Annotated in this window: 20 protein-coding genes and 1 tRNA gene; 6 read left to right on the plus strand and 15 right to left on the minus strand. The window is 68.5% G+C overall.

Annotated features, from left to right (window positions below; all coding sequences use genetic code 11):
• Positions 1–301 precede the first annotated feature (301 nt).
• The 5 genes from CI785_RS15240 to CI785_RS15260 all read right to left on the minus strand — a co-directional run bounded on the left by CI785_RS15240 (position 302) and on the right by CI785_RS15260 (position 11,845).
• Positions 302–4,195, minus strand: coding sequence for a DNA-directed RNA polymerase subunit beta' (locus CI785_RS15240; RefSeq protein ID WP_105032929.1), 3,894 nt, complete (start codon positions 4,193–4,195; stop codon positions 302–304).
• 223 nt (positions 4,196–4,418) lie between these two features.
• Complete coding sequence (gene rpoB, locus CI785_RS15245) at positions 4,419–7,928, minus strand: DNA-directed RNA polymerase subunit beta (RefSeq protein WP_105032930.1); 3,510 nt, start codon at positions 7,926–7,928, stop codon at positions 4,419–4,421.
• A 330-nt stretch (positions 7,929–8,258) separates the two neighbouring features.
• Complete coding sequence (crtI, locus tag CI785_RS15250; RefSeq protein WP_105032931.1) at positions 8,259–9,881, minus strand: phytoene desaturase family protein; 1,623 nt, start codon at positions 9,879–9,881, stop codon at positions 8,259–8,261.
• Positions 9,878–10,777: a phytoene/squalene synthase family protein gene (locus tag CI785_RS15255; RefSeq protein WP_240615226.1), complete on the minus strand. Its 900-nt coding sequence runs from the start codon at positions 10,775–10,777 to the stop codon at positions 9,878–9,880. Before CI785_RS15255 ends, crtI begins: the two co-directional genes overlap by 4 nt.
• Positions 10,778–11,845 carry a polyprenyl synthetase family protein gene (locus CI785_RS15260; protein WP_105032932.1) on the minus strand — a complete coding sequence of 356 codons (1,068 nt, stop codon included), beginning with the start codon at positions 11,843–11,845 and terminating at the stop codon, positions 10,778–10,780.
• A gap of 119 nt (positions 11,846–11,964) precedes the next feature.
• Here CI785_RS15260 and idi point away from each other — a divergent pair, with 119 nt between their 5' ends.
• Both idi and CI785_RS15270 read left to right on the plus strand, forming a co-directional pair.
• Positions 11,965–12,573, plus strand: coding sequence for an isopentenyl-diphosphate Delta-isomerase (gene idi, locus CI785_RS15265; RefSeq protein ID WP_105032933.1), 609 nt, complete (start codon positions 11,965–11,967; stop codon positions 12,571–12,573).
• 59 nt (positions 12,574–12,632) lie between these two features.
• Entirely contained in the window at positions 12,633–13,832 is a 1,200-nt protein-coding gene (locus CI785_RS15270; protein ID WP_105032934.1) for an acetyl-CoA C-acetyltransferase, read from the plus strand.
• Between the two features lie 106 nt (positions 13,833–13,938).
• Here the strand turns inward: CI785_RS15270 and rplL are convergent, their stop codons facing one another.
• The 8 genes from rplL to CI785_RS15310 all read right to left on the minus strand — a co-directional run bounded on the left by rplL (position 13,939) and on the right by CI785_RS15310 (position 19,368).
• Positions 13,939–14,319 carry a 50S ribosomal protein L7/L12 gene (rplL, locus tag CI785_RS15275; protein WP_087076922.1) on the minus strand — a complete coding sequence of 127 codons (381 nt, stop codon included), beginning with the start codon at positions 14,317–14,319 and terminating at the stop codon, positions 13,939–13,941.
• Positions 14,320–14,376: 57 nt separating this feature from the next.
• A complete protein-coding gene (gene rplJ / locus CI785_RS15280) occupies positions 14,377–14,976 on the minus strand; it encodes a 50S ribosomal protein L10 (RefSeq protein ID WP_105032935.1) in 600 nt (199 codons plus the stop codon).
• A 279-nt stretch (positions 14,977–15,255) separates the two neighbouring features.
• Complete coding sequence (locus CI785_RS15285; RefSeq protein WP_105032936.1) at positions 15,256–16,362, minus strand: GNAT family N-acetyltransferase; 1,107 nt, start codon at positions 16,360–16,362, stop codon at positions 15,256–15,258.
• 110 nt (positions 16,363–16,472) lie between these two features.
• Positions 16,473–17,177: a 50S ribosomal protein L1 gene (rplA, locus tag CI785_RS15290; RefSeq protein ID WP_105032937.1), complete on the minus strand. Its 705-nt coding sequence runs from the start codon at positions 17,175–17,177 to the stop codon at positions 16,473–16,475.
• A 143-nt stretch (positions 17,178–17,320) separates the two neighbouring features.
• Entirely contained in the window at positions 17,321–17,752 is a 432-nt protein-coding gene (rplK, locus tag CI785_RS15295; RefSeq protein WP_043440576.1) for a 50S ribosomal protein L11, read from the minus strand.
• A gap of 123 nt (positions 17,753–17,875) precedes the next feature.
• Positions 17,876–18,793: a transcription termination/antitermination protein NusG gene (gene nusG, locus CI785_RS15300; RefSeq protein ID WP_105032938.1), complete on the minus strand. Its 918-nt coding sequence runs from the start codon at positions 18,791–18,793 to the stop codon at positions 17,876–17,878.
• 91 nt (positions 18,794–18,884) lie between these two features.
• A complete protein-coding gene (secE, locus tag CI785_RS15305) occupies positions 18,885–19,154 on the minus strand; it encodes a preprotein translocase subunit SecE (RefSeq protein WP_105032939.1) in 270 nt (89 codons plus the stop codon).
• A 141-nt stretch (positions 19,155–19,295) separates the two neighbouring features.
• Positions 19,296–19,368 (minus strand) — tRNA-Trp (locus CI785_RS15310).
• A gap of 267 nt (positions 19,369–19,635) precedes the next feature.
• Here CI785_RS15310 and CI785_RS15315 point away from each other — a divergent pair.
• Positions 19,636–20,871 (plus strand): pyridoxal phosphate-dependent aminotransferase, encoded by a 1,236-nt coding sequence (locus tag CI785_RS15315; RefSeq protein ID WP_105032940.1) that lies wholly within the window; start codon positions 19,636–19,638, stop codon positions 20,869–20,871.
• 18 nt (positions 20,872–20,889) lie between these two features.
• On the opposite strand, the gene CI785_RS15320 is transcribed toward CI785_RS15315, so the two are convergent.
• Complete coding sequence (locus tag CI785_RS15320) at positions 20,890–21,570, minus strand: LuxR C-terminal-related transcriptional regulator (protein WP_105032941.1); 681 nt, start codon at positions 21,568–21,570, stop codon at positions 20,890–20,892.
• A 192-nt stretch (positions 21,571–21,762) separates the two neighbouring features.
• On the minus strand, positions 21,763–23,415 hold the full coding sequence (locus CI785_RS15325; RefSeq protein ID WP_105032942.1) for an ATP-binding protein: 1,653 nt from the start codon (positions 23,413–23,415) through the stop codon (positions 21,763–21,765).
• Positions 23,416–23,539: 124 nt separating this feature from the next.
• Between CI785_RS15325 and CI785_RS17215 the strand changes: the two genes are divergently transcribed.
• The 3 genes from CI785_RS17215 to CI785_RS15345 are packed head-to-tail and all read left to right on the plus strand — an operon-like array spanning position 23,540 to position 25,981.
• Entirely contained in the window at positions 23,540–25,393 is a 1,854-nt protein-coding gene (locus CI785_RS17215) for a PspC domain-containing protein (RefSeq protein ID WP_170068246.1), read from the plus strand.
• On the plus strand, positions 25,390–25,692 hold the full coding sequence (locus tag CI785_RS15340) for a hypothetical protein (protein WP_105032943.1): 303 nt from the start codon (positions 25,390–25,392) through the stop codon (positions 25,690–25,692). The genes CI785_RS17215 and CI785_RS15340 overlap by 4 nt, the downstream gene beginning before the upstream one ends.
• 49 nt (positions 25,693–25,741) lie before the next feature.
• Positions 25,742–25,981: a PspC domain-containing protein gene (locus CI785_RS15345; protein WP_105032944.1), complete on the plus strand. Its 240-nt coding sequence runs from the start codon at positions 25,742–25,744 to the stop codon at positions 25,979–25,981.
• Positions 25,982–25,985 lie beyond the last annotated feature (4 nt).

Raw genomic sequence — 25,985 nt, forward strand, 5'->3', positions numbered from 1 at the left:
GTCGTTTGGCGCACCACCAACTGACAAGCTGCCGCAGAACGACTGAAGGCGTGCGAAAATGTGGCATTCGCTGTACAACCTACGTACAGCACGGAGATACGTTTCGCAACGCCGATCCACTGCCACACAAACAATTGGTCCCAAGTCTACCAGAGATCGGATGTCGTCCCACGCGGGCGGCCCTCCCCCGTGTGGTAGGGGTGCCGCTGCGGACGGGAGAGGCCCCGGACCAGGTTCGGTCCGGGGCCTCTCGGGCACCGGGTGGCACCGGCCTCCAGCCGGTGCGACCCTCGCGGTCTTCCTAGCGGAAGTCGCTGTTGCCCATGTCGTAGTCGTCCAGCGGGATGGCGTGGAACTCGGGGCTCAGGCCGCCCTCGACACCGGCGTAGTCGAAGTCGCTGAACGCGCTCGGACCGGTGAAGAGGTTCGCCTTGGCGTCCTCGGTGGGTTCGACCGTCACCTTGGTGTAGCGGTCCAGGCCGGTACCGGCCGGGATGAGCTTACCGATGATGACGTTCTCCTTGAGGCCGAGCAGCGGATCGCTCTTGCCTTCCATGGCGGCCTGCGTGAGGACACGCGTGGTCTCCTGGAAGGAAGCGGCCGACAGCCACGACTCGGTGGCGAGCGACGCCTTGGTGATGCCCATGAGCTCGGGACGGCCGGAGGCCGGCTTCTTGCCCTCGGACACCACGCGGCGGTTCTCGTCCTCGAAGCGGCGACGCTCTGCCAGCTCACCGGGGAGCAGGTCCGACTCGCCGGACTCGATCACGGTGACGCGACGCAGCATCTGGCGGACGATGACCTCCACGTGCTTGTCGTGGATGCCCACACCCTGGCTGCGGTACACGCGCTGCACCTCGTCGACCAGGAACTCCTGGGCCTTGCGGGGGCCGAGGATGCGCAGGATCTGCTTCGGGTCGACCGCACCGAAGACGAGCTGCTGCCCGACCTCGACGTGGTCGCCGTCCGCCACCAGGAGGCGTGCACGGCGCAGGACCGGGTACGCGATCTCCTCGGATCCGTCGTCGGGGGTGACCACCAGGCGAAGTTGCTTCTCGGCATCCTCGATGGTGACACGCCCTGCGACCTCGGAGATCGGGGCGACACCCTTGGGGGTACGCGCCTCGAAGAGCTCCTGGATACGGGGCAGACCCTGGGTGATGTCCTCCGCGGAGGCCACACCGCCGGTGTGGAAGGTACGCATGGTCAGCTGCGTACCGGGCTCACCGATGGACTGTGCGGCGATGATACCGACGGCCTCGCCGATGTCCACGGTCTTGCCGGTCGCGAGCGAGCGGCCGTAGCAGAGCGCACAGGTACCGACGCTGGACTCGCAGGTGAGCACCGAGCGCACCTTGATGTCCGAGATGCCCGCCTCGAACAGCTCACCGATGAGCACGTCTCCGACGTCGGAGCCCGCCGCAGCGAGCACCGCGCCCTTGGAGTCGAGGACGTCGGTGGCCAGCGTACGTGCGTACGCCGAGTTCTCGACCTCCTCGTGCAGCACCAGCTCGCCGTCGGCATTCGGCACGGCGATGGTGACCTTCAGGCCGCGCTCGGTACCGCAGTCGTCCTCGCGGACGATGACGTCCTGCGAGACGTCGACCAGGCGACGGGTCAGGTAACCCGAGTTGGCCGTCCGCAGGGCGGTGTCGGCGAGGCCCTTACGGGCACCGTGCGTCGCGATGAAGTACTCCAGGACCGACAGGCCCTCGCGGTACGAGGACTTGATCGGACGAGGGATGATCTCGCCCTTCGGGTTGGCCACAAGGCCACGGATACCGGCGATCTGGCGGACCTGCAGCCAGTTGCCACGGGCACCAGAGGACACCATGCGGTTGATGGTGTTGTCCTTCGGCATCGCGTCGCGCATGGATGCGGCAACCTCGTTGGTCGCCTTGTTCCAGATGTCGATGAGCTCCTGACGGCGCTCCTCGTCGGCGATGAGGCCCTTGTCGAACTGCGACTGGACCTTGGCGGCCTGCGTCTCGTAGCCCTCCATGATGCCGGCCTTGTTGATCGGCGCGGAGATGTCCGAAATCGCGACGGTGACGCCCGAGCGCGTGGCCCAGTAGAAACCGGCGTCCTTCAGGTTGTCCAGCGTCGCCGCTGTGACCACCTTCGGGTACCGCTCCGCGAGATCGTTGACGATCGTCGAGAGCTGGCCCTTGTCGGCGACCTTCTCCACCCAGGGGTAGTCCAGGGGAAGCGTCTCGTTGAACAGGACCTGTCCGAGTGAGGTCTCGATGAGCGCGGGAGTCCCCGGCTCCCAGCCCTCGGGAGCGGCGATGTCGGCGCTGGGCACGAAGTTGTCCACGCGGATCCGGACCACCGAGTTGAGGTGGAGGGAACCCATGTCGAACGCCATGATCGCCTCGGCCATGCTGGTGAACACGCGGCCTTCGCCGGCACTTCCCTCACGCTTGGTGGTGAGGTGGTGCAGACCGATGATCATGTCCTGCGAGGGCAGGGTGACCGGACGGCCGTCGGACGGCTTCAGGATGTTGTTCGAGGAGAGCATCAGGATGCGCGCCTCGGCCTGGGCCTCGGGGCTCAGCGGCAGGTGCACCGCCATCTGGTCACCGTCGAAGTCGGCGTTGAACGCACCACAGACCAGAGGGTGGAGCTGGAGCGCCTTGCCCTCGACGAGCTGCGGCTCGAACGCCTGGATGCCGAGACGGTGCAGGGTGGGTGCACGGTTCAGCAGCACGGGGTGCTCGGTGATGATCTCCTCGAGCACGTCCCAGACCTGCGGACGGTAGCGCTCGACCATGCGCTTGGCGCTCTTGATGTTCTGCGCGTGGTTGAGGTCGACCAGGCGCTTCATCACGAACGGCTTGAAGAGCTCCAGCGCCATCTGCTTGGGCAGACCGCACTGGTGCAGCTTCAGCTGCGGGCCGACGACGATGACCGAACGGCCCGAGTAGTCGACGCGCTTGCCGAGGAGGTTCTGGCGGAAACGACCCTGCTTGCCCTTGAGCATGTCCGAGAGGGACTTCAGGGGACGGTTGCCCGGTCCGGTGACGGGACGGCCGCGACGGCCGTTGTCGAACAGGGAGTCGACCGCTTCCTGCAGCATGCGCTTCTCGTTGTTCACGATGATTTCGGGGGCACCGAGATCGAGCAGGCGCTTGAGGCGGTTGTTGCGGTTGATGACGCGGCGGTACAGGTCGTTGAGGTCGGACGTCGCGAAACGGCCACCGTCGAGCTGGACCATCGGGCGCAGTTCCGGCGGGATCACCGGTACGGCGTCGAGGACCATGCCCAGAGGGCTGTTCGTCGTCGTCAGGAACGCGTTGACCACCTTGAGGCGCTTCAGGGCACGCGTCTTGCGCTGTCCCTTGCCGTTCTGGATGATGTCGCGCAGCAGCTCGGCCTCGGCGGGCATGTCGAAGTTCTCGAGGCGCTTCTTGATCGCCTCGGCTCCCATCGAGCCCTCGAAGTACAGTCCGTAGCGGTCGCGCAGCTCACGGTAGAGACCCTCGTCACCCTCGAGGTCGGCGACCTTGAGGCTCTTGAAGCGCTCCCACACCTGGACGAGGCGCTCGATGTCGGCATCGGCACGCTTGCGGACGTTCGCCATCTGGCGGTCGGCCGAGTCGCGGGCCTTCTTCTTGTCGGCGGCCTTCGCGCCTTCACCTTCGAGGCGAGCGAGCTCGTCCTCGAGGTCGCGGGCGATCGTGGCGATGTCGGAGTCGCGCTGGTCCGTCATCTGCTTCTTCTCGAGGTCGTGCTCGGCCTGGAGGTTGGGCAGCTCGGCGTGGCGGTTCTCTTCGTCGACCGAGGTGATCATGTACGCGGCGAAGTAGATGACCTTCTCGAGGTCCTTGGGGGCGAGGTCGAGGAGGTAGCCGAGGCGTGACGGCACGCCCTTGAAGTACCAGATGTGCGTGACGGGAGCGGCGAGCTCGATGTGGCCCATGCGCTCGCGGCGCACCTTCGCACGCGTCACCTCGACGCCGCAGCGCTCGCAGATGATGCCCTTGAAGCGCACGCGCTTGTACTTGCCGCAATAGCACTCCCAGTCACGGGAAGGGCCGAAGATCTTCTCGCAGAAGAGGCCGTCCTTCTCGGGCTTGAGCGTGCGGTAGTTGATGGTTTCCGGCTTCTTGACCTCACCGTACGACCAGCCACGGATTTCATCCGCGGTGGCGAGGCCGATCTGCATGAGGCCGAAGGAGGATTCGCTGGACATATGGTCCCTGTTCTCTCTTTGTTCTCTAAATTCTTGAAGTCTCGTGGGGTGCGGCGAGAGGCGCTGGCGGGGGGCCGGGTACCCGGCCCGGCGCCTGGAACGGCGGCAGCATTACCTGCCTCCGCCGGGCCGGACCGGTGTTCGAGGAAGCGGCCTTCAATATTTCAAGGCCGCCCGCGGCCGCCGAAATTTCGTCGGCCGCGCTCGAACACCGGTTCGGCGCCTAAACCTCTTCGACAGAACTCGGCTCGGCCCGTGAGAGGTCGATGCCCAGTTCCTCCGCGGCCCGGAAGACTTCTTCATCCGAGTCACGCATCTCGATCGTGGTGCCGTCGGTGGAGAGGACTTCCACGTTCAGGCAGAGCGACTGCATTTCCTTGATCAGGACCTTGAAGGACTCAGGGACACCCGGCTCGGGGATGTTCTCGCCCTTCACGATGGCCTCGTACACCTTCACGCGTCCGTGGATGTCGTCCGACTTGATGGTCAGGAGTTCCTGCAGCGTGTACGCCGCACCGTAGGCCTCGAGGGCCCACACCTCCATCTCACCGAAGCGCTGGCCACCGAACTGCGCCTTACCACCTAGCGGCTGCTGCGTGATCATCGAGTACGGACCGGTGGAGCGGGCGTGGATCTTGTCGTCCACCAGGTGGTGGAGCTTCAGGATGTACATGTAGCCCACGGAGATCGGGTCCGGGAACGGCTCGCCGGAGCGGCCGTCGAACAGCCGCGCCTTGCCGGACTCGCCGATGAGGCGCTGTCCGTCGCGGGTGACGTTCGTGGAACCGAGCAGGCCGACGATCTCGTCCTCGGTGGCGCCGTCGAACACGGGGGTGGCGACGGTGGTCGATGCGATCTCCCGGGGGAGGTTCGGGAGGTTCTTCATCCACTCGGGCTCGCCCTCGATCTTCCAGCCCTGCTTGGCTGCCCAGCCGAGGTGGATCTCGAGCACCTGGCCGACGTTCATGCGTCCGGGGACGCCGAGCGGGTTCAGGACGATGTCGACGGGGGTCCCGTCCTCCAGGAACGGCATGTCCTCGATCGGCAGGATCTTGGAGATGACACCCTTGTTGCCGTGGCGGCCGGCCAGCTTGTCGCCGTCCGTGATCTTGCGCTTCTGCGCCACGTACACGCGGACCAGCTGGTTGACGCCCGGGGGCAGCTCGTCGTCGTTGTCGCGGTCGAAGATCCGCACGCCGATGACCGTTCCCGACTCGCCGTGGGGCACCTTCAGCGACGTGTCGCGGACCTCGCGGCTCTTCTCGCCGAAGATGGCGCGCAGCAGGCGCTCCTCCGGGGTCAGTTCCGTCTCGCCCTTGGGGGTGACACGGCCGACGAGGATGTCGCCCGCCTCGACCTCGGCACCGATGTGGATGATGCCGCGCTCGTCGAGAGCACCGAGGACCTCCTCGGAGACGTTCGGGATGTCACGCGTGATCTCCTCGGCACCGAGCTTGGTGTCGCGGGCATCGACTTCGTGCTCCTCGATGTGGATCGACGTCAGGACGTCGTCGGAGACGATGCGCTGCGACAGGATGATCGCGTCCTCGAAGTTGTGACCCTCCCAGGACATGAACGCGACGAGCATGTTCTTGCCGAGCGCGAGCTCGCCCTGGTCCGTGGAGGGACCGTCGGCGATGATCGTGTTGTACTCGACGCGGTCGCCCTCGGAGACCAGGACGCGCTGGTTGTACGCGTTGCCCTGGTTCGAGCGGGCGAACTTCATGATCGGGTAGTTCGTCTCCGTGCCGTCGTCGTTGAGGACGCTGACCAGGTCGGCCGACACCTCGTTGACCACGCCTGCCTTCGTCGCGGTGACGGCGTCACCGGCGTCGACGGCCGCGTTCTTCTCCATGCCGGTGCCCACGAGGGGACGCTCGGAACGGAGCAGGGGGACGGCCTGGCGCTGCATGTTCGCACCCATCAGGGCGCGGTTGGCGTCGTCGTGCTCCAGGAAGGGGATCATCGCGGTGGCGACGGACACCATCTGGCGCGGGGAGACGTCCATGTACTCGACCTCGGAGGGCTCGACGAGCACGGGCTCACCGGAACCACCGCGCGTCCGCACGAGGACCATGTCCTCGGTGAACGTGTTCTTCGCGTCGAGGGGCGCGTTCGCCTGGGCGATGAGGCGCTCCACCTCGTCGTCGGCGGTCAGGTAGTCGATCTGGTCGGTGACGATGCCGTCGACGACCTTGCGGTACGGGGTCTCGATGAAGCCGAACGCGTTGATGCGGCCGTACGAGGCGAGCGAACCGATGAGGCCGATGTTCGGGCCTTCAGGGGTCTCGATGGGGCACATGCGGCCGTAGTGCGACGGGTGGACGTCACGGACCTCCATGCCGGCGCGGTCACGGGACAGACCACCCGGGCCCAGCGCGGACAGGCGACGCTTGTGCGTCAGTCCGGCGAGCGGGTTGTTCTGGTCCATGAACTGCGAGAGCTGGGAGGTCCCGAAGAACTCCTTGATCGCGGCGACGACGGGGCGGATGTTGATCAGGGTCTGCGGCGTAATCGCCTCGACGTCCTGGGTGGTCATCCGCTCACGGACGACGCGCTCCATGCGGGACAGGCCCGTGCGGACCTGGTTCTCGATGAGCTCGCCGACCGCGCGGATGCGGCGGTTGCCGAAGTGGTCGATGTCGTCGACCTCGACGCGGAGCTCGACGTCGCCGCCGTCACGCTTGCCGCCGAGGGTCTTCTCGCCGGCGTGCAGGGCGACCAGGAACTTGATCATTGCGACGATGTCGTCGATGTTCAGCACCGAGGCGTCGGAATCCGTGAGGTCCTTGTCGATGCCGAGCTTGCGGTTGATCTTGTACCGGCCGACCTTCGCGAGGTCGTAGCGCTTCGGGTTGAAGTACAGGTTGTCCAGGAGCGTCTGGGCAGCCTCGACCGTGGGGGGCTCGCCCGGTCGCAGCTTGCGGTAGATGTCCAGGAGGGCATCCTCGCGGGTCTCCGTGGCGTCCTTCTCCATGGTGGCGCGGATGGAGTCGTACTGGCCGAACTCCTCGAGGATCTGTGCCTCGGTCCAGCCGAGGGCCTTGAGCAGCACTGTGACGGACTGCTTGCGCTTGCGGTCGAGGCGGACACCGACCTGGTCGCGCTTGTCGATCTCGAGCTCGAACCAGGCACCGCGCGACGGGATGATCTTGGCGCTGAAGATGTCCTTGTCGCTGGTCTTGTCCGCGGTGCGCTCGAAGTAGGCGCCCGGTGAGCGGACCAGCTGCGACACGACGACACGCTCGGTGCCGTTGATGACGAACGTGCCCTTGTCGGTCATGAGGGGGAAGTCGCCCATGAACACGGTCTGCTGCTTGATCTCGCCCGTGTTGTTGTTCATGAACTCGGCCTTGACGTACAGCGGTGCCGAGTAGGTCGCGTCGCGATCCTTGCACTCGGCCATCGTGTACTTGGGATCGGCGAACTCCGGCTCGGAGAAGCTCAGGGACATGGTGCCCTGGAAGTCCTCGATCGGGGAGATCTCCTCGAAGATGTCGGCCAGCCCGGAGGTGGTGGCTACACCCTGCAGCCCCTTCTCGAGCGCTTCCTCGACGCGGGCCTTCCAGCGCTCGTTGCCCACGAGCCAGTCGAAGCTGTCCGTCTGCAGGGCGAGGAGGTTGGGGACATCAAGCGGTTCGTGAATCTTTGCGAATGAGAGCCGGGGTGCGGCGCCGTCGGCGTCGACCTGGCTGGTAGCGGTTGCATTATTAGAGGTGCTCGGGGCGACCAAGAGGGATCCTTCCACAGACCGTCAGGCTTGTCAGCGCTTTCGCCTCGGCACCGCCACCGCAGTGTGCTGCGGGGATCTCAGTGCCTACCGGGTCTGCTCGCATGCTTCCCGACCGGGCGGCCGGTTGAACGACGAGAGCAGAGCAATGCCCACCGCTATATGAAGGCTACCGCTTTTAGAATGAACCACAGTTTTGAGGGAAGACGCAAAGAACTACACTACGGCATGCGCAGCGTGAAGTCCAATAGCTTCTCTCCCCCGAACGCGTCAAGCCCGCTGCGTCTGGTGGGGAGGACGTGGGACCCCTAGTATCCCGCAGGCGATTGCCGCCTAGCCGGCCGCGGGCTCCGGCAGCGGGCCCGTACTGGTGTCCCCGCGCAGGCGCTTCACGATGAGCTCGGCGCTGATCAGGCACATGGGGATGCCGATGCCCGGCACCGTGGAACTGCCCGCGTAGAAGAGGTTCTCCACCCTCGCGCTGCGGTTCGAGCCGCGGAAGAACGCGCTCTGCTTCAGGATGTGCGCCGGCCCGAGGGACGTGCCGCGCCATGCATTGAGGTCCTCCGCGAAGTCCTGGGGTCCGTAGCTGCGCCGCACCACGATGCGCTCGGCGAGATCGGGGATGCCGGCCCACTCGGAGATCTGCCCGATCACGGCGTCAGCGAGTTCCTCGACGCGGGCGTCTCCCCCGCGCTCGAGCCCTCCCCTGCCGATGGTCACGTCCGCAGGGATGGGCACCAGGACGAAGACGTTCTCGTGGCCCTCCGGAGCCACCGAGTGGTCGGTCGCGCTGGGCCGGCAGACGTAGAGCGACGCCGGCGTGGGCACGGAGGTCTCCTTCCCGAAGATCCGGCCGAAGTTGTCGCGCCAGTCGGTGGTGAAGAGCAGCGTGTGGTGGTCGAGCTGCGGCAGTCCGCCGCGGACACCGAGATACAGCAGCAGGGCGCTCGGTCCCGGGACACGCGTCTCCCAGTAGCGCTCCGGGTACGTCTGCAGCTCGGCCGGCAGCAGCGTGGTCTCGGTGTGGTGGAGGTCGGCGGCGGAGACGACGATGTCGGCGGGGACCGATGTCGTCGCGCCACCCGCGCGGTAGGTGACGGCGCGCACGCTCGCCGCCTGCCGGTCCAGTGGCGACCGTCCGGGGGTGCGGGGGGCGGTGTCGATGGAGACGACGTCGGCACCCGTGCGGATCTCGACGCCGGCGTCGACGGCGACGCGGCGCATGGCCTGGATGAGGGTGGTGAAACCGCCCATCGGGTAGAGCACGCCGTCGTCGAGGTCGAGGTGGCTCATGAGGTGGTACATGCTCGGCGCGTCGAAGGGCGAACTGCCCAGGAACACCGCCGGGTAGCCGAGGATCTGCCGGATGCGGGGGTCCGTGAAGCGCTTCTCGACGAAGGACTGCAGCGGCTGCAGCAGCAGGGAGCCGATCCGGGGCAGCCTCCGGAGGACGTCCGGGCGGATGAAGGGCAGGAAGGACTGGAACGTCGAGTAGAGGAAACGCTTCTTGGCGATCTCGTAGGCGTCCTCGGCCGAATCGAGGTACTGCGAGAGCCGTTCGCCGGCCCCGGCCTCCAGGGACTCAAAGAGCTTCGTGACGGCCTCGCGGTCCGCGGGCACGTCCACGGTGTCGAAACCGTCCTCGAAGATCACGCGGTAGCCGGGATCGAGCTTCACGAGCTCGAGCTGCTCCTGCGCACTCGTCCCCATGAGGCGGAAGAAGTGGTCGATCACCTCGGGCATCAGGTACCAGGACGGGCCGGTGTCGAAGCGGAAGCCGTCCTGCTCCCAGGACCCGGCGCGTCCTCCCACCTGGTCCCGCTTTTCCAGCAGCGTGACGGAGTGGCCCTCGCGTGCGAGCAGCGCCGCCGTCGCCAGCCCGCCGATCCCGCCGCCGACGACGACGACGTCCTTAGCGCCCACCCTGGTCCGCCCGCCCTGCTTCGGTGTCATGCCGTCCTCTCCTGCGCGGTGACTTCCGGTACCGCGCGACCGGTGAAGGCTTGTGCCAGGATGCGGAGCTTCACCGGGTTGGGCACCCGGATCCTCGCACGGAGGAGTTCGTCGGCCGGGGTGCGCCGCAGTCTGGCGGCGAGTTCGGCGAACAGGCCCTGTGCGAGGGCCACGGCGCGGCGCGGCGTGGGCGGCAGGCCCGGGAGGGCCGCGGCGGAGATGCGCAGGTCGGCGTCGATGTCGTCCAGCAGCCGGATCTTGTCCGCCTCGGTGAAGCTGCCGGGCCGGATACCCGGGAAATAGCTCCGGCCGAGGGTGGAGAAGTCCTCGGCGAGGTCCCGCAGGAAGTTGATCTTCTGGAAGGCGGCGCCCAGGTGGCGCGCGCCGTCGACGAGGACGGCGTCCTCCTCGGGCGTCGCCGTCCGACCGGCGAGGAACGTCCGCAGGCACATGAGCCCCACGACCTCCGCGGACCCGTAGACGTACAGGTCGAAGGACTCCGGGGTGTGCTCGCGCTGGGTGATGTCCGCGCGCATCGAGGCGAAGAAGGGTCGCGTCAGGTCGGTGCCGATCCCGGTGGCGCGCGCCGTGACCGCGAAGGCGTGCACCACGAGATTAGCGCTGTAGCCCGTCGCCAGGGCGGCCTCCGTCTCGCGCTCGAGGTCGTCGAGCAGCCGCTCGACGGCCGACGCCGGCAGGCCGGCCCCGGCGGCGGCGCCGTCGACGATCTCGTCGGCGACGCGTACGAGCGCGTACACCGCCTCGATGGAGCTCCTGGTGGTGCGGTCGAGCGTACGCGCGGCGAGGCCGAACGACGTCGAGTAGTAGCGGATGACCTCCGCGGAGGTCCTGAGCGCCGCGGCGTTGTAGCGCGCGAGCGAGTCCTCAATGCCCACTCAGTGCACCCGGTCCACGACGGCGGTGACCACGGGCTCCAGCGCGGAGCGCAGCGCCTCCGGGACCGCTCCGGACTCCAGATGCGTGCGGGCGCGCGCAGCGTAGTGCTCCGCGAGGCCCGCGGAGTAGTCCTTGGCACCGCTGTCGACCAGGATGCGACGGACGAAGTCGGCGTCCGCCGCGGACATGCCCGGACTGCCGACGAGCGAGGAGATGCTGTCCCACTCGGGCCGCGCGGCCACGTAGGACATCAGGGCGGTCCGCTTGCCCTCGCGGAGGTCCCCCCAGTTGGTCTTCCCCGTGCGTGTCTCGTTGCCGAAGACACCCAGCAGGTCGTCGGCGATCTGGTAGGCGATGCCGGCGTCGCGGCCGAACTCACCGAGCCGCACGATCACCTGCTCCTCCGCGCCCGCGAGGACGGCGCCGGCCTGCAGCGGCCCCTCGAACGAGTAGACGGAGGTCTTGAGGCGGGCCATCTGCACGATCTCCTCGAGGGGAGGCATGGTGGGGGCGAGCGAGGTCTCGATGTCGAGGAACTCGCCCGCGGCGGAGGCGAAGACCGCCTCGTCGAGGATCTGCCCGAGCCTGCGGCGGGTGGCGGCGCCGGCCTCGACCCGTTCGAGCAGCCGGTAGGCGTTGGAGAGCGCGAGGTCCCCGGCGATCACCCCGGCCGAGAGACCGACGTGGTGTGCACCGTCCGGTGTCATGCCTGCGGCGGCCGCGACGCCCCGGTAGTGGCCGGAGACGTTCGGGATCCCGCGGCGGACGAAGTCGCGGTCGATCACGTCGTCGTGCACGATCAGGGCGGTGTGCAGGAGCTCGAAGGCGGCACCGAGCTCGGCAGCGTTGTCGAGGTCCTGCCCGCCGAGCATCTGGTAGGCGGACATCACCAGGCGGGGGCGGAACCGCTTACCCCCGGCCGTGCACCGCTCGAGGGTCTCCCACAGCGTGTGGTAACCGGGACCCACCTTCGCGGCACGGACCTTGGACTCCTCGAAGAACCGGGCGAGAGCACCCTCGACCTGCTCGAGCCCGGCGGGCGCGACCAGCAGGGTGTCCATGTCCATAGGTAAAGTAAACAACGGATAGGGTGCCCCTGACGAAATGCAGGGCACAGGCGGCCGGATCGGCTGCCCGGCTGCGGCGGACCCGCCGGCCGGATCATCAGCGACAAGAGGGTGCCACGATGGCGAGCGAAACAGGGACCACGCGGCAGGACGCGGCAGCCACGGGACGGACGGCCCCCGAGGACGAGGTCGTGGTGCTGCTCGCCGAGGACGGCAGCCCGGTCGGCACGCACGCGAAGTCGACCGTCCACACCCTCGACACGCCGTTGCACCTGGCGTTCTCCACCCACGTGTTCGACGACCGGGGCCGCATCCTCGTGACACGCCGCGCGCTGTCGAAGAAGGCGTGGCCCGGCGTGTGGACCAACTCCTTCTGCGGGCACCCCGCCCCCGGCGAGGCCTTCGAGGACGCCGTCGACCGGCGTGCGGCCCAGGAGCTCGGCTTCACGGTGCGCGACGTCCGCGCCGCGCTCCCCGATTTCCGCTACCGCGCGGTCGATGCCTCGGGCATCGTCGAGAACGAGATCTGCCCGGTCTACACCGCCGTCGCGGACGGTGCCGTGGATCCCCTGCCCGAGGAGGTCATGGACTTCCAGTGGGTCGACGCCGCGGAACTCGTCCGGGCCGTCACGGCCACACCCTGGGCCTTCAGCCCCTGGCTGACGCTCCAGCTCCCCCTGCTCTACCCGCAGGGCGCCGCGGGCCCGGGGCCGCGCGGGACCGCATGACCCGCCACACCCCCTAGGGTGGGAGCGGCATCATTTCAACGACGAAAGAGAGTATCGCCATGGCGACACTAACGCCAGCCCCCGACGACGTCGTTCTCGTCGGCGGCGCCCGGACACCCCTCGGACGCCTGAACGGACAGCTCGCCTCCTTCTCCGCCGTCGAGCTCGGCGCACTCGCGATCACCGGTGCGCTCGAGCGCGCGGGTGTGGCGCCCGAGACGGTCGACGCCGTGATCATGGGCCACGTGGTGCAGGCGGGCTGCGGGCAGAACCCGGCCCGGCAATCCGCGGTGAAGGCGGGCATCCCCTGGAACGTCCCCGCCGTCACGCTGAACAAGGTGTGCCTCTCCGGCCTCACCGCCGTGATCGACGCCGCCCGCCTCATCCGCAGCGGTGAGGCCCGCGTCGTCGTCGCCGGCGGCCAGGAATCGATGACACGCGGGCCGCACCTCCTGCCCGGCTCACGCCAGGGCTGGACCTACGGGTCCCTCCAGGCCCTCGACTCCGTGGCGCACGACGGCCTCACCGACGCGTTCGATGACGAATCCATGGGAGCCTCGACCGAACGCGGGAACGTGCGCCTGGAGATACCGCGTGCCGAGCAGGACGCGGTGGCTGCGGCATCCCACCGGCGCGCGGCGGCCGCCACGGACAGCGGCGTCCTCCTGGAGGAGATCGTCCCCGTCACCGTGAAGCAGAGGAAGGGCGACGACGTCGTCCTCACCACCGACGAGGGCATCCGGCCGACGACCACCGTCGAGTCGCTCGCCAAGCTGCGGCCGGCGTTCAACCCCGACGGTGCCATCACGGCGGGCAACTCCTCCCCGCTGTCGGACGGCGCCGCGGCACTCGTCGTGACCACGCGCTCCTATGCGGAGGAGGCCGGGCTCACCGTACTCGCCGTCGTGGGGCGGCCGGGCCAGGTGGCGGGACCGGACAACACGCTGCACTCCCAGCCCTCGGCCGCCATCCTGCAGGCCCTCGACCGGGCCGGCTGGAGCGCCGCCGACCTCGACTTCATCGAGATCAACGAGGCCTTCGGGTCGGTCGCTGTGCAGTCCCTGAGGGACCTCGACTACCCCCTCGAGCAGTGCAACATCCACGGCGGGGCCATCGCGCTCGGCCACCCGATCGGTGCGTCCGGCACACGGCTGGCCCTCCACGCCGCCATGGAACTGGCGCGGCGCGGGAGCGGGAAGTCGGCGGTCAGCCTGTGCGGGGGCGGCGGACAGGGCGAGGCCGTCCTGCTCTGGCGCTGACGGCCGCATAGCGCCCGGAACGAGAAAGAGCCCCGCTTCGCGAGAAGCGGGGCTCTTTCGTCCTGCGGGGCCACCGGCGTGTGCCGGCCGCGGATGCAGGGAGGTGTTACTTGAGGGTGACGGTGGCGCCGGCGGCCTCGAGGGCCTCCTTGGCCTTGTCCGCGGCTTCCTTGGTGACGCCTTCGAGGACGGCCTTGGGGGCGCTGTCGACAACGTCCTTGGCTTCCTTGAGGCCCAGCGAGGTGAGCGCGCGAACTTCCTTGATCACTGCGATCTTCTTGTCGCCGGCTGCCTCGAGGACCACGTCGAACGCGGTCTGCTCCTCTTCGGCGGCTTCGCCGGCGCCGCCGCCGGCGGGGCCTGCGACTGCAACAGCAGCAGCGGTGACATCGAAGGTCTCCTCGAACAGCTTTACGAAGTCCGAGAGTTCAATGATGGACAGTTCCTTGAAAGCTTCGATGAGCTCTTCGTTGGTGAGCTTCGCCATGGGAGGCGTCCTTCCTTTAGTGGTGCACTGCACCGGAGTGTGTGGGTCGAAGAGAAGCTAGTTCGCCTCGGTTGCTGCGGCTTCCTCGGCGGGAGCCTCCGTGGCGGCCTCTGCGGGAGCAGCGGCCTCCTCGGCTGCAGGAGCGTCGGCGTCGGCTGCAGGTGCAGCGCCGCTTTCCTCCTCGAGCTTGATGCGCAGTGCATCGACCGTGCGGGCCAGGGCGGACATCGGTGCCTTGAGGACACCTGCCACCCGGGCGAGCTGGAGTTCACGCGACTCGAGGGCCGCCAGGGCGACGACCTCCGAAGCGTTGAGGGCCTTGCCCTCGAAGATTCCAGTCTTGATGACGAGCTTCGGGTTGGCTTTCGCGAAATCCGTGAGGCTCTTGGCTGCAGCGACGGCGTCACCCTTGATGAAGGCGATCGCGGTGGGTCCGGACAGCTGGCCGTCGAACGCGTCGATGCCCGCCTCCTTCGCCGCGATGCCCGTCAGGGTGTTCTTGACGACGGAGAACTTGTTGTCGTTGCCGAGGGCACGACGCAGGTCCTTGAGCTGAGCAACGGTGAGCCCGCGGTATTCGGTCAGGACAGCGGCGGTGGAATCCTTGAAATCGGTGGTGATCTCATCCACTGCAGAAACCTTTGTTGGCGTTGCCATAACCCTCCTTCCGGGGAATAGGCGCCGGCTTTCCAGCTCCAATAAAAACGCCCCGCGCAGATGCACGGGGCCTTGCTCGACACGGGCACGGGGCCGGTGGAGAGGAGCTTCGTATCACCTGCGTAGGCCGTCCCTGACGGGAACTTTCGGATCCGTGTCCTTCTTCGTGGACACGCACGAATGCGCTGCCAGGAAGCGGAGGTGGACCGACCGACGGTCTTTGGTGCTCCAAGCCTACGGGACCGGGCCGCGGCCTCCAAATCGGGCCGGCTCCCATCCCTAGGAGAGGACCTTCTGCCACCCGGCGGTGCGCCCGGCCGCGCGGAAGCCCAGGGCCACGTTGACGGCGAGCATGAACGTGTTTTCCTCGGCATTCCAGGTGTAGACCCGCCGGGCGTCCGGCCACTCGTCGAGTGCACGCCGGAGATTGGCCGCCTTCAGCCACATGCCGAGCCTGTGCCCGCGGTGCTCCTTCAGGACGAGCGTGTCCTCCTGGTACACCACGGCCGGCCTCGATCCGAAGCGCTCGAGGATGGTGTGCCCTGCCAGCTGTCCGGTGGAGGCGTGCTGGACCGCGCAGACGAGGCTGGAGGCGCCGCCCGCGAGGGACGTCTCCTCCTCCCGGCGAATGCGGCCGGCATCCCACAACTCCTCCTCCTGCGCGAAACCGCCGAGGGGAGGGTCGGTGCTCATCCGCTGCCGCAGGAGCGCATAGTCGCCCACCAGGTGTTCCGGACAGCGATCCGCCCAGCCGAGGAGCGTGTACTCGCCCGACCCCGCCGCTGCAGCCTCGGACTCCTGTGCCTCCAGGCCGTGCGTCCCGTCCTGATCCTGTCGCAGGATACCGAGGTCGAGGACGCTCTGGCGGTCGACCTGGACCAGGTCGAACCCCGCCTGCAGGGCGAGGACCGCCGAGGCGTCGTCGGCAGGGAAGACACCGGCGCCCGTCGGCGGCACGAGGAACGGCCGGTCCTGCCCGTCATGCCCGTCGACGCGGGCATCGCTCCACGACATGATGATGCTCCTGCCACAGGACGCGGCCTGGTGCTCCATGAAGGCGAGGAGTGCGGTGGCCGCGCCCCGTCGCCGATGCGAGGGCAGCACCTCGATCTGGAGGTATGCGGTGCGCAGGTTGTCGCGCTGCGGGATGCTGAGACGGGCATTGGCGACGATCTCGCCGCGATCCCGAGCGACGCCGAGGACGCGCTCGCGGTCCGGCGTGGGCTGCATCATGGTGAGGCGCTCCCGGACGTCCAGCCGGAAGTCGTCGTGGCCCCACAGGCCGTGTTCCACCTCGTTGCTGACCGCCGCGCTCCGGGCGAAGTCATTCCCCCCTGGCGCCTCGAGGGTCGCGGGGATCGGGAGCTGCTCGATCGTGAAGGTCATCGGCCCAGCATAGGGGAACCGATTGGGTTTTCTCAATCAGTAGTGCTGGCGGACACGAAGAAGCCCCGCGGCGCGTGCCGCGGGGCTTCGTCGAGATCATCCTGCAAGAATTAGACGGTGAAGACCTTGGTGACGCTCGGGTCGACGGAGATGCCGGGACCGAAGGTGGTCGAGACAGTGGCCTTCTGGATGTAGCGGCCCTTCGAAGCCGACGGCTTCAGTCGGAGGATCTCCTCGAGTGCTGCGGCGTAGTTCTCGCCCAGCTTCTGCTCGTCGAAGGAGACCTTGCCGATGATGAAGTGGAGGTTCGAGTGCTTGTCGACGCGGAAGTCGATCTTGCCGCCCTTGATGTCGGTGACGGCCTTGGCGACGTCCGCCGTGACCGTGCCCGTCTTCGGGTTGGGCATGAGGTTGCGGGGGCCGAGGATCTTTCCGAGGCGTCCCACCTTGCCCATGAGGTCGGGGGTCGCGACCGCTGCGTCGAAGTCGGTCCAGCCGCCGGAGACCTTCTCGATCATGTCGTCCGAGCCCACGAAGTCGGCGCCAGCCGCGATCGCGGCCTCGGCCCGGTCACCGGTCGCGAAGACCAGGACGCGGGCGGTCTTGCCGGTACCGTGGGGGAGGTTCACGGTGCCGCGGACCATCTGGTCCGCCTTGCGGGGGTCCACTCCGAGACGGAAGGACACCTCGACCGTGGCGTCGAACTTCGACGGGTTGGTCTCCTTGGCGAGGACTACCGCTTCGAGGGGGGCGTACTGCTTGTCCGCCTCGATCTTCGCGGCAGCTCCCTTGTATGCTTTGCTGCGCTGTGCCATCTGCTTGTTCTCCTTATGCAGTCGTGGTCGTCGGACCGCGCTGGGCCCTGCCACTCACGACGGGCCGCCACTGGGGCCCCGTCGTGCTGTGAAATGGTGGTGTGCCCTGTCCGGCGGACCGGACGGGGCGGAGGTGAAGGCTCTTAGCCCTCGACCGTGATGCCCATGGAGCGGGCGGTGCCGGCGATGATCTTCGCGGCTGCCTGCACGTCATTGGCGTTGAGGTCCTCCATCTTCATGGTGGCGATCTCCTCGACCTGTGCGTTGGTCAGCTTGGCGACCTTGACCGTGTGGGGCGTACCCGAACCCTTGGCGACGCCGGCGGCCTTCTTGATGAGCTCGGCTGCCGGAGGGGTCTTGGTGACGAAGGTGAACGAGCGGTCCTCGTACACCGTGATCTCCACGGGGATGACGTTTCCGCGCTGGGATTCCGTGGCGGCGTTGTACGCCTTGCAGAATTCCATGATGTTGACACCGTGCTGGCCAAGTGCGGGACCGATCGGAGGAGCCGGGTTGGCGGCGCCTGCGTTGATCTGCAGCTTGATGAGGCCGGTGACCTTTTTCTTGGGGGCCATGAAAGGGTCCTTCTCTTGCATTGCGTTCCCGCCGGACAGGAGCGTCCTGCGGGGTGGTGGCCGTCATGGCGCGACGGCCGTCACGGCGCTCCCCGACCAAGCGAGTCGGGAGGCACCGAAGCTTTACTGGATCTTGGTGACCTGGTTGTAGGAGAGCGTGACCGGGGTCTCGCGCTCGAAGATCGAGACCAGCACGACGAGCTGCTGCGACTCGTGCTTGATCTCGGAGATCGTGGCCGGGAGGGTCTCGAACGGACCCTCGTTGACGGTCACGGACTCGCCGACCTCGAAGTTGACGGTCGCCGGGGTGAACTGCGGCTGGACGGGCTTGCCCGACTCGGCGTCCGTGTGGACGATCGTGTGCTCCAGCATGGAGAACACCTCGGACAGGCTCAGCGGCACCGGGTTGTGGGCGTTGCCCACGAAGCCGGTGACACCCGGGGTGTGCCGCACCGCGCCCCAGGACTCGTCGGTGAGATCCATGCGCACCAGCACGTAGCCGGGGATACGCACGCGGTTGACGATCTTCCGCGTGGTGTTCTTGATCTCGACGACCTCTTCCATCGGCACCTGGATCTCGAAGATGAAATCCTCCATGTCGAGGGTCTGGATGCGGGTCTCGAGGTTCGCCTTCACGCGGTTCTCGTAGCCGGCGTAGGAGTGGATGACGTACCAGTCGCCGTCCTGCCGGCGAAGCTTGGCCTTGAACGCGGCCACGGGGTCCTCGGCGGGAGCCTCTCCGGCGGCGTCGCCCTCCGAGGAGGCTGCTTCGTCGATCGCGCCTGCAGCCTCCTCGACGGCGGCCGTGGCGGTGGCCTCGATGTCGGCGTCGGACTCGTCCGATTCGTCCTCGATGCCGGTGGCCACCTCGGCGTCGTCCGCGAGGAGCCCGTCCTCGGACACGACGTCGGTGTCGGAGGGGTACGCGTCGGAGTCGTCAGCAGGCACGTCGATGTCGGAGGCTTCCGCCTCCGCTCCGTACTCCTCGTTCTCCAGACCATCTTCGGGAGTGATCTGCCGTTCGAGTTCTTGCTCGGACACCTAGCCGCCTGCTTTCAAGAGTTGTCTTGCTTGCCTGTACTCACCCCGACGCACACCAGACGTGCGGGAGCGTGCATTCCTGCGGTGGGGATCAGCTCTCGCCGAAGACCCACAGCGCGCCGCGGCCGAACAGGAGGTCCAGCCCGGTCACGATGAGCATCATGATGACCACGAAGACGAGCACGGTGATGGTGAACCTGACCAGTTCCCGGCGGGTGGGCGTGACGACCTTGCCCAGCTCGGCGAAGACCTGGCGGACGAACAGCATGATGCGTGCGAAGAACCCGCGTCGGGGCGCCTTCTTCTCGGCGGGGCTTCCCATGGAGCTGCTCGCAGCCGTATCGGTCACCGTCAACCTCATCAATCTGTGTGGTGTTCCAGCCGGACCACCAGTGGCGCCCCCAGCTGATCATGTTTACCGCCGCGCGGGGCCTGTGCCTGCGCCGGGGCTTCGTGATCTGTTTCTGCCGTGCCTTCGCCAGCTTGCCGCGAAGGCCACGCGCAGGGCAGACAGGACTCGAACCTGCAACCTGCGGTTTTGGAGACCGCTGCGCTACCAATTGCGCCACTACCCTTTGGTTTTGAACCAGTACTGCTTCCACTCCGGACTGCCCGGCGAGGGCACGAACCATCATGGTGTTTCAACACCGAGGAACAAGTCTACGCACTCACCGCCGGAACGTCGAACCGGCGCGCCCGCACCGGTTCACGGGACGTCGTTGCGCGGCTCTCCCCGGGACCGTGCGCCGGGGCCGGCGACGCGGAGGAGCCGCAGTGGGGGCCGGGCTGAGGCCACGGCCTAAGCTGGAGGCTGACCAGAGACCCTCACGGAACGGGATCCGATGAACGCGACAACCGACGACTCACTCCGCGCAGCACTCCCCCGGATCTCCCGGCGGATCGGCTCCATCACCGAGTCGGCCACCCTGGCCGTCGATGCGAAGGCGAAGGCGCTGAAGGCCGCCGGCCGGCCCGTCATCGGCTTCGGCGCCGGCGAGCCGGACTTCCCGACGCCGGAGTACATCGTCGAGGCGGCGATCGACGCCGCGCGCCAACCGCGGTTCCACCGCTACTCCCCTGCCGGCGGCCTCCCCGACCTGAAGCAGGCCATCGCCGAGAAGACGCTGCGCGACTCCGGCTACGCGGTGGACCCGGCGCAGGTCCTCGTGACCAACGGCGGCAAGCAAGCCGTCTACGAGTCCTTCGCTGCCCTCCTCGACCCGGGGGACGAGGTCCTCGTGCCCACGCCGTTCTGGACCACCTACCCCGAGGCCATCCGTCTCGCGGGCGGCGTGCCCGTGGAGGTGTTCGCCGGCCCGGACCAGGGGTACCTGGTGACCGTCGACCAGCTCGAGGCCGCGCTGACGCCGCGCACGAAGGTGCTGCTGTTCGTCTCGCCGTCGAACCCCACCGGTGCCGTCTACGGTGCCGACGCCGTCCGGGAGATCGGCGAGTGGGCTGCAGCGCGCGGACTCTGGGTCGTGACGGACGAGATCTACGAGCACCTGACGTACGACGGCGTGCCGTTCACCTCGATCGCGACGGCCGCGCCCTCCCTCGGTGACAAGGTGGTGATCCTCAACGGTGTCGCGAAGACCTACGCGATGACGGGTTGGCGCGTGGGCTGGATGATCGGCCCGAAGGACCTCGTGAAGGCGGCGACCAATCTGCAGTCGCATGCCACGTCGAACGTGTCCAACGTCCCGCAGATGGCCGCACTGGCTGCGGTGTCGGGTCCGCTGACGGCCGTCGACGAGATGAAGGTGGCGTTCGACCGCCGCCGCCGGGCCATGGTGTCGGCGCTGAACCGGATCGAGGGCGTGGAGTGCCCCACACCCCATGGTGCCTTCTACGCCTATGCGGATGTGCGGGCCCTGCTCGGGCGAAGTTTCGGCGGGGAGGTCCCTGCGACGTCGGCCGAACTCGCCGCACTGATCCTCGAGAAGGCAGAGGTGGCCGTCGTCCCCGGCGAGGCGTTCGGGCCCAGTGGCTACCTGCGCCTGTCCTACGCCCTCGGCGACGAGGACCTCGCGACCGGCGTGGCGCGCCTGCAGGAGTTCCTCGGCTCCGTGCGCTGACGCCCCGGCTTGGTGCGGTCAGAGCAGCTTGCGCTCCGTGGCCCACCGCGTGAGTTCGTGGCGCGAGGACAGCTGCAGCTTCCGCAGCACCGCGGAGACGTGCGTCTCCACGGTCTTCACGGAGATGAAGAGCTCCTTCGCGGTCTCCTTGTAGCTGTAGCCGCGGGCGATCAGCCGCATGACCTCCAGTTCGCGGGCCGAGAGACGGTCGAGCTCGTCGTCGACGGCGACGGACGTGGTACCGAAGGCGTCCAGGACGAAGCCGGCCAGGCGCGGGGAGAACACGGCGTCCCCCGAGGCGATGCGCTGCACCGCGTCGGTGATCTCGGGTCCGGAGATGGTCTTGGTGACGTAGCCCCGTGCCCCGGCACGGATGACCGCGACCACGTCCTCCGCGGAGTCCGACACGCTGAGGGCCAGGAACCGGGAGGTCGTCCCGCGCCGGACACAACGGTGGATCACCTCGGCGCCACCGCCGCCGTGTCCTCCCGGCAGGTGCACGTCCAGGAGGACGACGTCGGGCGCGGTGGCCGTGATGACGGTTTCGGCCTCCTCCACCGTGGCGGCCTCTCCGAGTACGTCGATGACGGCGCCGAGCGCGGCCCGCAGGCCCGAACGGAAGATGCCGTGGTCGTCGACGATGACCACCGACACCGTCCCGGGTGCCTGCTCATGTACGCGTGGGTTGTCGCTGTCCACGGTTGCCCCTCCCAGCGGCCCTCTGCGGGCCGTGCTTCTTCGTCGTCTGTCGCTCGTCCTGCCGGCCGGCTCTCTCGGCTGCCGTCCATCCGGTGTCCACCGGCCGGCGGACACCGTTCCGCTGCGGCCAGCCTAGAGGAGCCGCGCTCTGCGCCGTCGGACCGGTCACGCCGGCTCGCCTCCCCGCCTGCCCTATGCGTCGCTGCGGACCGGCCGCGGCAGCCTGAGCCGCACCTCCGTGCCGTCCTCGTCGCTGCGCAGGTCCGACGACCCGCCGTGGCGCGCCATCCGACTGTGGATCGACTCGCGGATGCCGAGGCGGTCCGCCGGCACTGCGGAGAGGTCGAAGCCCGGTCCGCGGTCACGGACGAAGACCTCGACGATCTCCGGACCGGCCTCGAGGTACACGGACACGGCGACGCCCGCGTGCTTCGCCGCGTTGACCATGGCTTCCCGTGCCGCCTGCGCCAGGGCGTCCTCCGCCGGTCCCAGGACGGCATCCCCGACGGCGACGACGGCGACCGGATGGCCGTAGCGGTCCTCGATCTCGCCGGCCATGACGCGCAGCCGTTCGGCGAGGCTCCCCGGATCGCGGGCCGGGTCCGCGAACAGCCACTGGCGCAGTTCGCGCTCCTGGGCGCGGGCCAGGCGCAGCACGTCGGTCTCCGAATCGGCCCGGTTCTGGATGAGCGCGAGGGTCTGCAGGACGGAATCGTGCAGATGGGCGGCCATCTCCGCGCGTTCCGTCTCACGCACGCGGCCCGCCCGTTCCGTCTCGAGGTCCCGCCAGAACTTGAGGCCCCATGGCGCGAGGACCAGCCCGACGCCGGCCAGCACCGCGAGCACGGCCACGAGGGTGGCCACCGTCAGGGTCCACGATCCGCTGCTGGACAGGGCGACGAGGACACCCGCGATCACGAGCACGAGGCCCGCGAGCAGCCGCAGCGTCCCCCCGACCCGTCCCGCCCCGGCTCGGTTCATGACCCTCGCCCTGCGCACCTCGTCGAGCTGGGACCAGGCGAGGGCTGCGCCCGTCGCCACGACGGCGATCGGGACGAGGAAACCCCAGTTGACGTCCACTCCGAGCAGTTGCACCACCAGCACCGCTGCTGCGAGCAGCATCGCCGTGCCGAAGAGGATCTCGCGGCGACCGGCGCTCACCGTGCGATCGCGCCACGCATCAGGGTCCAGGAGGCCGACAGCGGGACGGGTCGTGGTGGCATGGGTCGCCGTCTCGGTGCTGCCGGCGCTGCCGGTGCCGGTGCTGCCGCCCATGATGCCGTCGGGAACACCTGAACCGCCGGGGATGCTGGAACCCGCGACTCCGTCCGGAGTGCTCGAGCCGCCCGTACTGCCGGATCCCGCGGCCCTGCTCGGAGCGTGTAGGCCACTGGGGAGGGCGGAGCCGACGATCCCGCTGCGGATGCCGGAGTCACTGGGGAGGACGGAGCCCGCGATCCCGCTGGAGGCACCTGAGCCGCTGGAGGCGCTGACACCGCTGGGGACACCGCGTCCGTGCATCCCACCAGGGCCGCAGCGACCTGCCCTGCCGTGGCCGGCGTTTCCACCTCGGTCGCCCGATCGGGTCAGGAGCCCCGGGTCGGCCCCCACGCCGTGCATGAAGGCCGCCGGGCCGCTCTTGCGCCCTGCCTCGGCCGCCCTGTCAGCAGCCGTCGGCACGAAGATCCACAACCAGGCGTAGAGCACGATGCCGGCACCCGAGGCGAAGGTCAGGATGACCATGCCCACCCGGACCCAGGACCGCGAGATGCCCAGGTGCACCGCGAGGCCGGCGCACACACCGGCGATCACGCCGTCGGCTCTGCGCAGCAGCGGAGGTCTCATAGCAATATCACAGCACACGGGAGCCCGTCCGGGTCCCCTCCCGGACGGGAATCAGGGCACTCTCAGGGTTCAATCAGGGTCGGCCCCGATACCCCCTCCCCGCGCCGGGAGGAAGCATGGAGGCATGACCTCAGCACCGAACCCAGGCGGGCCGTCCTGGCAGCAACAACCGGCCGCACCGACTCCGACGGGGCAATCCACCTCGTCGTCGTTCTACCGATGGGTCCGCGGGCTCGACGTCACGCGGACACCGGACCGCTGGCTGGGCGGGGTAGCCGGCGGGGTTGCCCGCCGGACGGGCCTGGACCTGGCACTCGTCCGGGGCCTCATCGTGGTCCTCGCGGTGTTCGGCGGCATCGGCGTACTCCTCTACGGACTCGCCTGGGCACTGCTCCCGGAGCCCGACGGACGCATCCACCTGGAGCAGGCCCATCGGGGCTCATGGACCTCGGGGCTGACCGGAGCTGCCGTCCTGATAACGATCGGCCTCTGGGGTCCCAACGTCCCCTTCCGAGGGGACGGCGGCGGCTTCCTGTGGACGATGTTCTGGATCGGCGCGGTGGCACTCCTCGTGTACTGGATCGTCAACCGCTCCAGCGGCGGCAGGACCCGCCCCGGGATGCCCGGCTTCGGTGGCAGCCCAGGGAGCGACGGCGGTCCGGGATCCGGCCCTGTTCCGCCCGCGGGCCCGGCTCCCTTCGGCTCGGCTCCCTTCGGCTCGGCTCCGTCGGGTCCCGCGCCGTCCGGTCCGACGCCGTCCGGTCCCGCTCCGTCCGGTCCCGCGCCGTCCGGTCCCGCTCCGTCCGGTCCCGCTCCGACTGGTCCTGGCGGGTCGCCCTCAGCCGGAGGACCGGACTCCACCGGAACAGGGTCCACGGGGACCGGTTCCACAGGGGCCTCCGCGTTCGCAGGTTCCGCGACTTCCGTGGGCCCCACGAACCTCGCGCCCGGTGCGGCACCCGGAGACACGGCGTCCGGCGATCCCACGGAGAGACGCGCGGCGCCCTCGGACGACGACGACAGCGGCGACGGCGAGCGCGAGGACCCCACCGGAGCGCTGGAGGAGGTCCACAGGACCGTTCCCCTGCCGTACCGGCCCGCGGCGCAGACAAGCCCGCTCCGGGGCTACCCCCAGACCTACGAGCCCTACCGGCCGTACCAGGGGTGGTCGGAGACGTCCTCCTACTCCGGGTCGGGAGTCGTGGACACGGACGTCCAGCCCCGTCCCTCCCGGACCGTCGACAAGCGGCCTCCCCGCCCGTCGGGACCGACCACGGCACTCCTGCTCGGAGGGGCGGTCATCGTCGCCGCCGTCGTCCTCGTGCTCGACTACGCGAACATCCTCGACGCCGCCAATCCCGCCGTCGTGGCGCTCGCGGCGGCCGCGATCCTCCTCGCGCTCGGCGTGATCGCGCTCGGCGCCCGGGGACGTACCTCGGGGTTGGTGGGGTTGACGGCGGCGCTCGCGGCGCTCGGGGCGCTCGTCGCGTCGTTCACCGTGGTGGGAGGCGACTGGATCGTCGCGCAGCAGGCGCGGACCGTACCGCCCTCGCTCCAGACGGCGTCCGACGGCTACAGCATCCTGGTGGCGGAGACCACCATCGACCTCGCCGAGCTGCCCTCCCCCACCCGCGATGTCGTGGTGCCGGTGAACTCCCTGGCCAGCGATGTCACGGTGATCGTCCCCGATGACGTGCCCGTCGAGGTGCGTACCCGCATGGCACTCGGAAGCGCGGACGCGCAGGGCGCGTCCACGGAATCCGACGCAGCACCGCAGTTCCGGGGCGAGGACGGCGTGCTGCAGCTGAGTGACGGGGAGTTGAACCCCGACGCCACCGGAGCCGCCCTCGTCCTGGATGTCAGGGGTGCACTGAGTGAGGTCACCATCGTGGTGTCGAACGGCACTGACATCTCCCCGCCCGATATCCGCGACCCCTCTCCCACTCCCGTTCCCTCTCCCACAGGAGACACACCATGAGTACCCTGCTGTCCCGGCCGAAGCGTCGCGCCCGCGTCGCCACCATCGTCTGGGGGGCCCTGATCCTCGCCGTCGCCCTCCTGCTCCTCGTCGGCCAGTTCGTCACCCTGTCGATCGACCCGGTGGTGGTGGCCCTCGGGCTCCTCGTCGGCGTGGGACTGTCACTCGTCATCGGCGGCGTCCTGTCCCTGCGCGCGAGGCAGGCTGACGACGACGGCGTCGACGCCGGCCCGACGTACAGTCCGACGTACGGTGCCGCCTACGGCCAGGACGATGATCCCCGTTCAACGGCATACTGAGCAGCACACGGCCCTCCCGTCCAACCGATCGAGCACCGAAAGGCCCATCATGCAGTCCTTCTACCGCTTCCTCCGCACCTCACCCATCAAGCGCGCACCAGGCGGCATCCTCGGCGGAATCGCCGCGGGAATCGCCCGGCAGTACGGCTGGCGCGTGAGCTACGTGCGCATCGTGATGCTGCTGAGTTTCCTGCTCCCGTTCATCGGGCTGCCGCTCTACGCCGTGCTGTGGCTGCTGCTACCCACGACCGACGGCACCATCGCCCTGCAGAAGATTCTCGCGAACTAGGCAC

The organism is Arthrobacter ruber, assembly GCF_002954225.1.
GTDB lineage: Bacteria > Actinomycetota > Actinomycetes > Actinomycetales > Micrococcaceae > Arthrobacter_D > Arthrobacter_D ruber.